The 13,271-nt window shown below is 68.2% G+C and carries 11 protein-coding genes; all 11 read right to left on the bottom strand.

Annotated elements, in window-relative coordinates; all coding sequences use genetic code 11:
- Nucleotides 1-41 precede the first annotated feature (41 nt).
- Nucleotides 42-341 carry a 50S ribosomal protein L23 gene (gene rplW, locus C1701_RS13265; RefSeq protein ID WP_026419524.1) on the bottom strand — a complete coding sequence of 100 codons (300 nt, stop codon included), beginning with the start codon at nt 339-341 and terminating at the stop codon, nt 42-44.
- Nucleotides 338-1,054 carry a 50S ribosomal protein L4 gene (gene rplD, locus C1701_RS13260; protein ID WP_026419525.1) on the bottom strand — a complete coding sequence of 239 codons (717 nt, stop codon included), beginning with the start codon at nt 1,052-1,054 and terminating at the stop codon, nt 338-340. The genes rplW and rplD overlap by 4 nt, the downstream gene beginning before the upstream one ends.
- Entirely contained in the window at nt 1,054-1,707 is a 654-nt protein-coding gene (gene rplC / locus C1701_RS13255; protein WP_026419526.1) for a 50S ribosomal protein L3, read from the bottom strand. The genes rplD and rplC overlap by 1 nt, the downstream gene beginning before the upstream one ends.
- Before the next feature lie 44 nt (nt 1,708-1,751).
- Nucleotides 1,752-2,057 (bottom strand): 30S ribosomal protein S10, encoded by a 306-nt coding sequence (gene rpsJ, locus C1701_RS13250; protein WP_016698486.1) that lies wholly within the window; start codon nt 2,055-2,057, stop codon nt 1,752-1,754.
- 396 nt (nt 2,058-2,453) lie between these two features.
- The gene (tuf, locus tag C1701_RS13245) at nt 2,454-3,647 is read right to left on the bottom strand and encodes an elongation factor Tu (RefSeq protein WP_016698485.1); all 1,194 of its coding nucleotides are present in this window, start codon (nt 3,645-3,647) and stop codon (nt 2,454-2,456) included.
- Nucleotides 3,648-3,804: 157 nt separating this feature from the next.
- Complete coding sequence (gene fusA, locus C1701_RS13240; RefSeq protein WP_103055975.1) at nt 3,805-5,904, bottom strand: elongation factor G; 2,100 nt, start codon at nt 5,902-5,904, stop codon at nt 3,805-3,807.
- 88 nt (nt 5,905-5,992) lie between these two features.
- A complete protein-coding gene (rpsG, locus tag C1701_RS13235) occupies nt 5,993-6,463 on the bottom strand; it encodes a 30S ribosomal protein S7 (RefSeq protein WP_016698049.1) in 471 nt (156 codons plus the stop codon).
- A 2-nt stretch (nt 6,464-6,465) separates the two neighbouring features.
- Entirely contained in the window at nt 6,466-6,840 is a 375-nt protein-coding gene (gene rpsL, locus C1701_RS13230; protein ID WP_016698050.1) for a 30S ribosomal protein S12, read from the bottom strand.
- A gap of 497 nt (nt 6,841-7,337) precedes the next feature.
- Nucleotides 7,338-7,943 (bottom strand): response regulator transcription factor, encoded by a 606-nt coding sequence (locus C1701_RS13225; protein WP_026419528.1) that lies wholly within the window; start codon nt 7,941-7,943, stop codon nt 7,338-7,340.
- Nucleotides 7,940-9,175 (bottom strand): sensor histidine kinase, encoded by a 1,236-nt coding sequence (locus C1701_RS13220; RefSeq protein ID WP_051712997.1) that lies wholly within the window; start codon nt 9,173-9,175, stop codon nt 7,940-7,942. Before C1701_RS13220 ends, C1701_RS13225 begins: the two co-directional genes overlap by 4 nt.
- Nucleotides 9,176-9,327: 152 nt before the next feature.
- Nucleotides 9,328-13,239 (bottom strand): DNA-directed RNA polymerase subunit beta', encoded by a 3,912-nt coding sequence (locus C1701_RS13215; protein WP_026419529.1) that lies wholly within the window; start codon nt 13,237-13,239, stop codon nt 9,328-9,330.
- Nucleotides 13,240-13,271: the final 32 nt, after the last annotated feature.

The following is a 13,271-nucleotide window of genomic DNA, read 5'->3' as shown; positions in this document are numbered from 1 at the left end:
AGTCCTCAGTCACTAGAGTCCGGTTCGACTATCCGGCCGCCTCACGCGGCCGGGCCGCCGAAGATCTCGATCGGCTTGCTGTCCGGGTGCAGGGTCACGATCGCCCGCTTGGTGTCCTTGCGCTTGCCGAACCCGGTGCGGGTGCGCTTGCGCTTGCCGTTGCGGTTGAGCGTGTTCACCGTGGTGACCTTCACACCGAAGACCTTCTCGACCGCGATCTTGATCTCGGTCTTGTTCGCGCTCGGCGACACCACGAAGGTGTACTTCTTCTCCTCGAGGAGCCCGTAGCTCTTCTCGGAGATCACCGGCGCGACCAGAATGTCGCGGGGGTCGGAAATCACTTCCCAGCCTCCTCTTCAGCCTCACCGACGCCGGACTCGGCCACCTCGGAGGACCTGGCGGTCGCCTTGACCGCCTTGCCACTGATGGGGCCGGCGAGGAAGGACGACAGCGCGTCCTTGGTGAACACCACGTCGTCGTTGACCAGCACGTCGTACGTGTTCAGCTGGTCCGGTGCGATCAGGTGCACGTTCGTCAGGTTGCGCAGGCTCTGCCAGCCGAGGACGTCCTCGCGGGTGAGGACGACCAGCACCCGGCGAGCGGAGGTGACGCCCTCCAGCACCTTGCGGGCGCTCTTGGTGGACGGGGCGTCGCCCGCCACCACGGCCGACACGACGTGGACCTGGCCAGCCCGCGCGCGGTCCGACAGCGCGCCGCGCAGGGCGGCGGCCTTCATCTTCTTGGGGGTCCGCTGGGAGTAGTCCCTCGGAACCGGGCCGTGCACCGTGCCACCGCCGACGAACTGCGGAGCCCGCACCGAACCCTGGCGGGCCCGGCCGGTGCCCTTCTGGCGGTAGGGCTTGCGGCCACCGCCGGCGACCTCGCCACGCGTCCTGGTGGAGTGGGTGCCCTGGCGCGCGGCGGCCTGCTGGGCCACCACGACCTGGTGCATCAACGCCACGTTCGCCTGGGCGTCGAACACCTCAGCGGGCAGCTCGACCGAGCCGTCGGTCCCGCCGGCCGGGGTCTTGATCTCAACAGAGCTCGCGCTCATCAGACGGCACCACCCTTCGCGGCGGTCTTGACCAGCACCAGTCCGCCCTTCGGGCCGGGAATGGCGCCCTTGATCAGAATCAGGCCGGCGTCCACGTCGGTGCGGTGCACCTTGAGGTTCTGGGTGGTCACCCGGACGTTGCCCATCCGGCCGGCCATCCGCACACCCTTGAACACGCGGCCCGGGGTGGCACAGCCACCGATCGAGCCGGGCGAGCGGTGCTTGCGCTGGGTACCGTGGCTCGCGCCGAGGCCAGCGAAGCCGTGCCGCTTCATCACACCCGCGGTGCCCTTGCCCTTGCTGGTGCCGACGACGTCCACCAGGACGCCGGAGTCGAACACCTCGGCCGTCACCTCCTGGCCGACCTCGTAGCCACCGGCGTCGGCCGTCCGCAGCTCCACCAGGTGGCGGCGCGGGGTCACCCCGGCCGCGGTGAACTGACCGGCGCGCGGCTTGGTCACCCTGCGCGGGTCCACCGCGCCGAAGCCGAGCTGCACGGCCGAGTAGCCGTCCTTCTCCGGGGTCCGGATCTGCGTGACCACGTTCGGGTCGGCCTTCACGACCGTCACCGGCACGATCCGGTTGTTCTCATCGAAGACCTGGGTCATACCGAGCTTGGTACCCAGGATCCCCTTGATCTGCCTGTCAGACATGGGTCTCGTTCATCTCCGCCGCTTGGAATCCGTCGCGCCCGAAATCACTGAATGTTGACGTCGACGCTGGCCGGCAGGTCGATACGCATGAGCGCATCCACCGTCTTCGGCGACGGGTCGAGGATGTCGATCAGACGCTTGTGCGTACGCATCTCGAAGTGCTCGCGAGAGTCCTTGTACTTGTGCGGCGAGCGAATGACGCAGTACACGTTCTTCTCGGTGGGCAGCGGCACCGGTCCGACGACCCGAGCGCCGGTGCGCGTCACAGTCTCGACGATCTTGCGCGCGGACGCGTCGATCGCCTCGTGGTCGTAGGCCTTGAGCCGGATGCGGATCTTCTGTCCCGCCATGATGGCTTGCCGTTCCTCTAGTCTCGTGCCGCTATGTGACTAACGCTGCGAGTGTGCCGCGTTGCTCCCCGACCTGGTCCCGACTCATGACAGCGCCCCCACCTCGGAGGAAACACGGCCAGTCATCACGGTCACCGGTCCACGCGGTCGGGCGTGTCGCGCCCGATGCTCACAGACCTGCCCGTCGGCTCTGGTCGTTGGGATCCATCGCCACCGCCATCCTCCGCACAGCGAAGAACTCCCGGCGGCGATCCGTAATCGACCCAAGCTCCCATCTGGCTCGGGACGCCGGCTCTCGCCCTCAGGGCGAGCAACCCATACAGGATGCCACACCACGGTGTGGCCACCCAAATCGGGGGGAGGCGCGCTCCTGACGGAGCGCGCCTCCTCAACGACTCACTCGACGATCTTGGTGACCTGGCCGGCACCGACGGTGCGGCCACCCTCACGGATCGCCAGCCGCAGACCCTCGTCCATGGCCACGGGCTGGATCAGCTCGACGGAGATGCTGGTGCTGTCACCGGGCATCACCATCTCGGTGCCCTCGGGGAGGGTCACCACGCCGGTCACGTCCGTGGTCCGGAAGTAGAACTGCGGGCGGTAGTTGTTGAAGAACGGCGTGTGGCGGCCACCCTCGTCCTTGGACAGGATGTAGACCTGCGCCTCGAACTTCTTGTGCGGCGTGGTCGTGCCGGGCTTGACCACGACCTGGCCCCGCTCGACCTCCTCGCGCTTCACACCGCGGAGCAGCAGGGCGGCGTTGTCGCCGGCCTGGCCCTGGTCGAGGAACTTCTTGAACATCTCGATGCTGGTGACGGTGGTCTTGAAGGACTTCTCCTTGATGCCGACCACCTCCACCTCCTCGTTCAGGTTGATCTGGCCGCGCTCAATACGACCGGTGACAACCGTTCCACGACCGGTGATGGTGAAGACGTCCTCGATGGGCATCAGGAACGGCTTCTCGACCTCACGCACCGGGTCCGGCACGTTCTCGTCGACAGCCTCCATCAGCTCCAGGAGCTTGGCGCCCCACTCGGCGTCGCCCTCCAGCGCCTTCAGCGCGGAGACGCGCACGACCGGGACGTCGTCGCCGGGGAACTCCTGCGAGGAGAGCAGCTCGCGGACCTCGAGCTCGACGAGCTCCAGGATCTCCTCGTCGTCCACCATGTCGGACTTGTTCAGCGCGACGAGGATGTAGGGCACACCCACCTGACGGGCCAGCAGCACGTGCTCACGGGTCTGCGGCATCGGGCCGTCGGTCGCCGCGACCACCAGGATCGCGCCGTCCATCTGGGCGGCACCGGTGATCATGTTCTTGATGTAGTCGGCGTGACCGGGGGCGTCGACGTGCGCGTAGTGACGCTTCTCGGTCTGGTACTCGACGTGCGCGATGTTGATCGTGATACCGCGCTGCTTCTCCTCCGGCGCCTTGTCGATCTCGTCGAACGGCGTGAAGGGGTTCAGCTCCGGGTACTTGTCGTGCAGAACCTTGGTGATCGCCGCGGTCAGGGTGGTCTTGCCGTGGTCGACGTGACCAATGGTTCCGATGTTGACGTGCGGCTTGTCCCGCTCGAACTTGGCCTTCGCCACTGGTTTGTCCTCCTGGACTTCTTCTTGCTTCCCGCCGTTCGACCTGTGGTCAGTGCCAGGCGGTTTCGATCGGTCGCCGCCCGGGTTGAGCGGCCCGTGGTGCGATGGCCCGCCACCGCCGTGCGACGGTGGCGAACCTCCGCTCAGGTGGGCTGGATCACTCGCCCGTCGCCTTCGCGATGATCTCCTTCGCGACGTTCTGCGGAACCTCGGCGTAGGAGTCGAACTGCATCGAGTAGTTGGCGCGACCCTGGGTCTTCGACCGCAGGTCACCCACGTACCCGAACATCTCCGACAGCGGGACGAGCGCCTTGACGACGCGAGTGCCACTGCGCTCTTCCATGGACTGGATCTGCCCACGGCGGGAGTTCAGGTCACCGATGACGTCACCCATGTAGTCCTCGGGCGTCGTCACCTCCACCGCCATCATCGGCTCGAGGAGGGCGGGGCTCGCGGAGCGCGCCGCCTCCTTCAACGCCATCGAGCCGGCCACCTTGAACGCCATCTCCGACGAGTCGACCTCGTGGTAGGCGCCGTCGAGCAGCGTGAGCTTCACACCCACCAGCGGGTACCCGGCCAGGACGCCGTACTGCATCGCGTCCTGCGCGCCCTGGTCGACCGAGGGGATGTACTCCTTCGGGACCCGGCCACCGGTCACCTTGTTCTCGAACTCGTAGAGGGCACCCTCGGTGCTCTGCAGCGGCTCGAGCTTGATGATGACCCGCGCGAACTGACCGGAGCCACCGGTCTGCTTCTTGTGGGTGTACTCGTACTTCTCGATGGTCTTCCGGATGGTCTCCCGGTAGGCCACCTGCGGCTTGCCGATGTTGGCCTCGACCTTGAAGTCGCTCTTCATCCGGTTGACCAGCACCTCGAGGTGGAGCTCGCCCATCCCCTTGATGATCGTCTGGCCGGTGTCCTCGTCGAGCTTGACCTGGAAGGTCGGGTCCTCCTCGGCGAGCTTCTGGATCGCCGTGGAGAGCTTCTCCTGGTCGCTCTTGGTCTTCGGCTCGATCGCGACCTCGATGACCGGAGCCGGGAACGTCATCGACTCCAGGACCACCGGGGCCTGCGGGTCGGCCAGCGTGTCACCGGTGGTGGTCTCCTTGAGACCGATCACCGCGTAGATGTGGCCCGCCCTGGCCTCGTCGACCGGGTTCTCCTTGTTGGAGTGCATCTGGAAGAGCTTCCCGATGCGCTCCTTGCGCTCCTTGGTGGCGTTGACCACCTGGGTGCCGCTGGCCAACTTGCCGGAGTAGACCCGGACGTAGGTCAGCTTGCCGAAGAACGGGTGCACGGCGATCTTGAACGCCAGCGCGGAGAAGGGCTCGTCCACGCTCGCCTTGCGCTCGACGTGCGTCTCGCCGTCCTGGAGCGTCCCGTGCACCGCGGGGACGTCCAGCGGCGAGGGCAGGTAGTCGATGACCGCGTCGAGCATGGGCTGGACGCCCTTGTTCTTGAACGCGGACCCGCACAGCACCGGGTACGCCTCACGGGCGCAGGTGATCTTCCGGATACCGGCCTTGATCTGCTCGACCGTCAGCTCCTCGCCACCGAGGTAGGCGTCCATCAGGTCGTCGTCGGTCTCGGCGACCGCGTCGAGCAGCTTCTCCCGGTACTCGGCCACCGTGTCGGCGAGCTCCGCCGGGATCTCCTCGACGGTGTAGCCCTCGCCCTTCTGGACGTCGCCGCGCCAGGTCAGGGCGCGCATCTCCACCAGGTCGATGACACCGGCGAAGTCGCTCTCCGCGCCGATCGGCAGCTGGATCACCAGCGGCTTGGCCCCGAGGCGGTCCTCGATGGTGCGGACGGTGAAGTAGAAGTCCGCGCCGAGCTTGTCCATCTTGTTGACGAAGCAGACGCGCGGAACCTCGTACTTGTCCGCCTGCCGCCAGACCTGCTCGGACTGGGGCTCGACACCTTCCTTGCCGTCGAAGACGGCGACGGCGCCGTCGAGCACCCGCAGGGACCGCTCGACCTCGACGGTGAAGTCCACGTGGCCAGGCGTGTCGATGATGTTGATCTGGTTGTCGTCCCAGAAGCAGGTGGTCGCGGCGGAGGTGATGGTGATGCCGCGCTTCTGCTCCTCCTCCATCCAGTCCATCGTCGCCGCGCCGTCGTGCACCTCGCCGATCTTGTAGTTGATCCCGGTGTAGTACAGGATCCGCTCGGTCGTGGTGGTCTTGCCGGCGTCGATGTGGGCCATGATGCCGATGTTCCGGACCTTGGCCAGGTCAGTCAGCACTTCGCGTGCCACGAGACTCTTCCCCGTTCTTGATCAGCTGGTCCTAGCTGTCTGTGGGGTGGTCGAAGACCCGACGCGGGTACGCGTCGAGCTACTCCAATCACCAGCGGTAATGCGCGAACGCCTTGTTGGACTCCGCCATCTTGTGGGTGTCCTCGCGCCGCTTGACGCTCGCACCCAGGCCGTTGCTGGCGTCCAGCAGCTCGTTCATCAGCCGCTCGACCATCGTCTTCTCCCGGCGCTGCCGGGCGAAGGACACCAGCCAACGCAGCGCCAGCGTGGTGGAACGACCAGCGCGCACCTCCACCGGCACCTGGTAGGTGGCGCCACCGACCCGGCGGCTGCGCACCTCCAGGGTGGGCTTCACGTTGTCCAGGGCACGCTTGAGCGTGACGACCGGGTCGGTGCCGGTCTTCTCCCGAGTGCCCTCCAGGGCCTCGTAGACGATCTTCTCAGCCAGCGAGCGCTTGCCGTCCCTGAGCACCTTGTTGATGAGCTGCGTCACCAGAGGTGAGGCGTAGACGGGATCGGAGATCAGCGGCCGCTTCGGGGCCGGACCCTTGCGGGGCATCTTTAGCTCTTCTCCTTCTTCGCGCCGTACCGGCTGCGGGCCTGCTTGCGGTTCTTGACGCCCTGGGTGTCGAGGGAACCGCGGATGATCTTGTAGCGCACGCCGGGGAGGTCCTTCACACGGCCACCGCGAACGAGCACCATCGAGTGCTCCTGGAGGTTGTGGCCCTCACCGGGGATGTAGGCCGTGACCTCGATGCCGCTCGTGAGCCTCACACGGGCCACCTTGCGCAGCGCCGAGTTCGGCTTCTTGGGGGTGGTGGTGTAGACGCGGGTGCATACGCCGCGCCGCTGCGGGCTCCCCTTGAGCGCCGCGGTCTTGGTCTTCGCGACCTTGTCCTCACGGCCCTTGCGGACCAGCTGCTGGATCGTGGGCATGGACCGGCTACTTCTTCCGTTCGCGGCCCTAGGTGCTCACTGTTGCGTGTTTGAGCACGTCAGGCGGTATGTATGGCTCTGTGTAGTTCGCCCTCCCCCGTAACCCGAGGTCGGGCGTGTCGCCCTCTTCTCGGTCCCGTGGCGTGAAGCTTCCCCTGCGGGATGTCGGGAGGAGTTCCGCTGCGCAGTGACGACCACGGTGTCAAAACCGCCGCTCACAGGCACACGGACCGACCCAATGCGCATTGGGCCCGAGTAGCAAAGATACCTGTTGCCCGAACGCGGGGTCAAAACGGGTACCACATACCACCTGGTTCGCACCGGGTCGGGACTCTGCCGACCAGCGTACCGGCGGGGAGCGGGCCCGTAACCCCCGGATCCTGCCGGAACCCTGTCGTACGCCACGTGAGTTCCACCACCCCCGCGTCCCGACCCGCCGACCACCCCGGAACGGCACGGCCAGGCCGAGACCCGTTCACCGCCCCGGTGGGGACCGTTCAGATCCAGCCGTGGTCCCGGGCCCGCTCGGCGGCCTGCCACCGCGTCCCCACCCCCAGCTTCGCCATCGCCGACGAGAGGTAGTTGCGCACGGTCCCCGGCGAGAGGTGCACGACGCGGGCGATCGCCCGCGCGGTGACCCCGTCCCCCACCTCCGCGAGGACCTGGCGTTCGCGATCCGTGAGCGGGTTCTCCCGCACGGACAACGCGTCAGCGGCCACGTCCGGATCGACGTACCGCCCACCGGCGTGGACCCGGCGGACCACATCGGCCAACAGCGCCGCCGGCGACGTCTTCGGCACGAAGCCGCGCGCTCCGTTGGCCAGCGCCCGGCGCAGCACTCCCGCCCTGGCATGCCGCGTGAGCACCACGCACCGCGTCCCGGGGGCCGACCGGGCCACCTCCAGCGCCAGCCGTGGCCCGTCGAGCCCGGGCATCTCCACGTCCACGAGTGCGACATCGGGGCGGAGACGGCGAACCGCCGCCAGCGCGGACATCCCGTCGGCCGCCTGCCCCACCACGACGAGGTCATCCTCCAGGTCGAGCAGGGCCGCCACCGCTCCCCTGGTCAACGCTTCGTCGTCGGCGAGCAGGACGCGGATCACTCCGTCACCTCCCGGACCGACGCCGAGGACGGGACGCTCGCGGCCAGCTCGAACACGCCGTCCTCCCGTACGCCGGCGGACAGCCGCCCACCGAGCTCACCGAGCCGCCGCCCCAGGCCCTCCAGACCGCCCCCGGACGACGTCTCCCCCGCCGTGGCCCGGACACCGTCGTTGCGGACGACCAGCTCGACCCGTCCGTCCCGCTCCCGCACGGTGATCCCGCACCAGGTCGCGTCGGAGTGCCGGAGCAGGTTCGTCGTCGCCTCCCGCAGCACCCGGCCGAGGATCACCGAGGCCGGGGTCCCGGGCTCGGGAACCGCCGGGAAGCCGACGGTCGTCCCCTGGATCCCGGCCGATTCGACCAGGTGCGTCACGGCCACGATCTCGGCGGCCAACTCCGTCCGGCGGCGCTCCCTGGCCACCTCCCGAACCTCCCGCAGCGCGGCCCTCGCCAGCCGGTGCGTCTCCGCGACCTCGGCGTCGGCCCGCTCCGGATCCACCTCCCGGAGGCGCAACGCCAGCTCGCTCTTGAGCGCGACCACCTCCAGGCTGTGGCCCAGGATGTCGTGCAGGTCCTCCGCCAACCGCATCCGTTCCCGGTGCCCCGCCATCTCGACGGCGGCTCGCTGGGCGTTGTCGAGCTCCGTGGCCGACCGCCACGACTCCAACACGCGGAAGTCGGAGTAGACGACCAGCGGCACCACCAGGAGCCCGAACACCACGGGCACCGCGAGCGACCGCCAGGACGCCGTGGCGTCGACGAACACCAACGTGACCACGACGACGCCGAGGCACACCAGCCCCGTCACCGCGGCGGTGATGACGGTCAGGTGGCGGCGAGAACGTCCCACGCCGATGTCGGCCACGGCGACGCCCGGCACTCCGAGCCAGAGCAGCCCGGCGCTGGCTCCCCAGGCACCCTCCGCGAAGTCCTGCCCGACCGACATGGTGAACGCGCCCCCGACGACGCCGAGCCCCACCGCGACCGCGAGCGACGGACCGGACAACCCGACCGGCACCCGAGCCGTCGGGGAGCGGAGCGCGCGGCGCACGCAGGCCGCGTGGAGGGCCGCGAAGGACGCGGCTCCGAACAGCAGGACCTGTTGGGCGCCAGCCGGTACCGGCTGGAGGACGACCAGGACGACCAGGACGCTGCCCCACCCCATCGCGGAGCTCAACACCGCGTTCCGGGAACGACGGCGCAGCAAGTCGAGCGGCTGGCCTGCGGTCACCCCGGCACCGTAACCGCCGGGGAGCGCCGGCGTGCCGATTCGCCGCCGGGGATGACAGGTGTCACCACCCGGCCCGGAAAGCGCCACGGGGGCGCGCCGTGTGTGGCGCGCCCCCGTGGGTCCCTGCCTTGCCGATTCCGGTGACGAACCGCTCAGCGGTAGTCGCGACCGAAGTCGTAGTCGTCCAGCGGCACCGCGGCACCGGTGCCGGTCCCGAACACGTCCGGCGTGTAGTAGCCGTCGTCGTAGGACGGGATGGCGTACGCCGCCGCCCGTGCCTCCTCCGTCGGCTGCACCTGGATGTTCCGGTAACGGTTGATGCCCGTACCGGCCGGGATCAGCTTTCCGATGATCACGTTCTCCTTCAGGCCGACCAGCTTGTCGCTCTTGCCGTTGATCGCGGCGTCGGTGAGCACCCTGGTCGTCTCCTGGAAGGACGCCGCCGACAGCCACGACTCGGTGGCCAGCGACGCCTTGGTGATCCCCATCAGGACCGGCCGGCCGGAGGCGGGCTCGCCGCCCTCGGCCACGACCCGCCGGTTGGCGGCCTCGAACTCGCTCCGCTCGGCCCAGGACGCCGGCAGGAACTCCGTCGACCCCGAGTCGATGATGGTCACCCGGCGCAGCATCTGGCGGACGATCACCTCGATGTGCTTGTCGTGGATGGCCACGCTCTGCGTCCGGTACACCCGCTGCACCTCGCGCACCAGGTGGAGCTGCGCCTCACGCGGCCCCATGATGCGGAGCACCTCGTGCGGGTCGACGGCCCCCTCCAGCAGCTGCTGGCCGACGGTGACGTGGTCCCCGTCCTGCAACGGCCGCTCGGTGCCGTCCCGCTGGATCGTCGCCAGCCACTGCCGCCGCGACAGCTTGTCGTGGACGATCTCCTCGCTGCCGTCGTCCGGGATGATCGTGATCTTCCGGAACCGCTCGCCCTCCTCGATCTGGACCCGGCCGTCGACCTCGGAGATCGGGGCCTTGCCCTTCGGGATGCGGGCTTCGAACAGCTCGGTCACACGCGGCAGACCGGTGGTGATGTCATCACCGGCCACACCACCCTGGTGGAAGGTACGCATCGTCAGCTGCGTGCCCGGCTCACCGATCGACTGGGCGGCGACGATGCCGACCGCCTCACCGACGTCGACGAGCTTGCCCGTCGCCATCGAACGGCCGTAGCACGTGGCGCAGACCCCGATCGCGGACTCACAGGTGAGCACGCTGCGGACCTTCACCCGGGTCACGCCCGCGCTGGTGAGTGCGTCGATCGCGGTGTCACCGAGATCCGCGCCCCTGGCCAGCAGCAGCCCGCCGTCGGCGTCGGTGACGTCCTCCGCCGAACTGCGCGAGTACACGCTCGTCTCGACGTAGTTGTCCCGTAGCAGGGTCCCGTCCTGGCTCCGGGCCGCGATCGGCATGAAGATGCCGCGCTCCGTGCCGCAGTCGATCTCCCGCACGATCACGTCCTGCGAGACGTCGACGAGACGACGGGTCAGGTACCCGGAGTCGGCGGTCCGCAGCGCGGTGTCCGCCAGACCCTTCCTGGCACCGTGCGTGGAGATGAAGTACTCCAGCACCGACAGGCCCTCACGGAAGTTGGACTTGATCGGCCGAGGGATGTACTCACCCTTGGTGTTGGACACGACCCCACGCATGCCGGCGAGCTGCACGACCTGCGTCATGTTCCCGGCGGCGCCGGACTTCACGATCGTCGGGATCGGGTTGTTCTCGGGGAAGTTCCGCTCCATCTCCTCGGCGACCTCGTCCTTGGCCTGCTGCCAGACCTTCACGAGCTCGCTGTTCCGCTCGGCGTGCGAGAGCGCGCCACGCTGGTAGCGCTTCTCGATCCGGTCGGCCTCGCGCTCGTACTTGTCGAGGATCTCCTGCTTGTTGGCGGGAACGACCACGTCGGAGATCGCCAGCGTCACACCGGAACGGGTGGCCCAGTAGAAGCCGGCGTCCTTCAGCTTGTCCAGCGTCTGCGCCACGGTGACCATCGGGTACCGCTCGGCCAGGTCGTTCACGATCGTGGCCTGCCGCTTCTTGGGCAGCACCTCGTCGATGAACGGGTAGTCGGCCGGGAGCAGGTCGTTGAACAGGACCCGACCCAGGGTGGTGTGGGCCAGCCACGGCTGGCCGGGCTCCCAGCCCTCCGGCTCGGCGCCCCGCGCCGGGACCTGGTCGAGCAACCGGATCCTGACCTTCGCGTGCAGGGACAGCGCCTTGCGGTCGAAGGCCATGATGGCCTCGGCCGGCGAGGAGAAGGCCTGGCCCTCTCCCACGGCGCCCTCCTGCAGCTTCGTCAGGTGGAACAGACCGGTCACCATGTCCAGCCGGGGCATCGCCAGCGGCCGGCCCGAGGCCGGCGACAGGATGTTGTTGCTGGACAGCATGAGGATCCGGGCCTCGGCCTGCGCCTCGGCCGACAGCGGCAGGTGCACCGCCATCTGGTCACCGTCGAAGTCGGCGTTGAACGCCTCACACACGAGCGGGTGCAGCTGGATCGCCTTGCCCTCGACCAGCTGCGGCTCGAAGGCCTGGATGCCCAACCGGTGCAGGGTCGGCGCCCGGTTCAGCAGGACCGGGTGCTCGGTGATGACCTCTTCCAGGACGTCCCACACCTGGCTGCGGGAACGCTCCACCATCCGCTTCGCGGACTTGATGTTCTGCGCGTGGTTGAGGTCCACCAGCCGCTTCATCACGAACGGCTTGAACAGCTCCAGCGCCATCTTCTTGGGGAGCCCGCACTGGTGCAGCTTGAGCTGCGGGCCGACCACGATGACCGACCGGCCGGAGTAGTCGACGCGCTTCCCGAGGAGGTTCTGCCGGAACCGGCCCTGCTTGCCCTTCAGCAGGTCGGACAGCGACTTCAGCGGCCGGTTGCCCGGCCCTGTCACCGGACGCCCGCGACGGCCGTTGTCGAACAGCGCGTCGACGGCCTCCTGCAACATCCGCTTCTCGTTGTTGACGATGATCTCGGGCGCACCGAGGTCGATCAACCTCTTGAGGCGGTTGTTCCGGTTGATGACCCGGCGGTAGAGGTCGTTCAGGTCGGAGGTGGCGAACCGACCACCGTCGAGCTGGACCATCGGGCGCAGGTCCGGCGGGATCACCGGGGTGCAGTCCAGCACCATGCCCTGCGGGCTGTTGCCCGTCGCCTGGAAGGCGGCGACGACCTTCAGCCGCTTGAGGGCACGCAGCTTCTTCTGCCCCTTGCCGCTGCGGATGGTCTCGCGCAGGTTCTCGGCCTCGCCCTTGATGTCGAAGTTGCCGAGCAGGGTCTGGATGGCCTCCGCGCCCATGCCGCCGGTGAAGTAGTCGCCGTACCGGTCGTAGAGCTCCCGGTACAGCAGCTCGTCGGCGATGAGCTGCTTGGGCTCCAGCTTGGTGAAGGTCTCCCAGATCTCGTCCAGGCGGTCCAGCTCACGCTGCGCGCGGTCCCGGAGCTGGCGCATCTCGCGCTCGCCGCCCTCCTTGACCTTGCGCCGGACGTCGCTCTTGGCGCCCTCCGCCTCGAGCTCGGCCAGGTCGGTCTCGAGCTTCTGGGCCCGAGCCTCGATGTCGGAGTCGCGCTTCTCCTCGACCCGCTTGCGCTCCACGCTGAACTCGTTCTCCAGCGTGGACAGGTCGTTGTGGCGCAGCTCGGTGTTCACCGAGGTGATGACGTAGGCGGCGAAGTAGATGATCTTCTCGAGATCCTTCGGCGCCAGGTCGAGCAGGTACCCGAGCCGGCTGGGCACACCCTTGAAGTACCAGATGTGCGTCACCGGGGCCGCGAGCTCGATGTGGCCCATCCGCTCACGCCGGACCTTGGCGCGGGTGACCTCCACGCCACAGCGCTCGCAGATGATGCCCTTGAACCGGACCCGCTTGTACTTGCCGCAGTAGCACTCCCAGTCCCGGGTCGGGCCGAAGATCTTCTCGCAGAAGAGGCCGTCCTTCTCGGGCTTGAGCGTGCGGTAGTTGATGGTCTCCGGCTTCTTGACCTCGCCGAAGGACCACTGGCGGATGTCGTCAGCGGTGGCCAGGCCAATACGAAGCTCGTCGAAGAAGTTGACGTCCAGCACGTCGGTTCTTCTCCCCTGATCGTTGGTTCAGG

Source organism: Actinoalloteichus sp. AHMU CJ021 (assembly GCF_002895405.1).
GTDB classification, from domain to species: Bacteria; Actinomycetota; Actinomycetes; order Mycobacteriales; family Pseudonocardiaceae; genus Actinoalloteichus_B; species Actinoalloteichus_B caeruleus.
The sequence above is the reverse complement of the archived record's forward strand: the minus strand, read 5'-3'. Positions and strand labels throughout refer to the sequence as shown.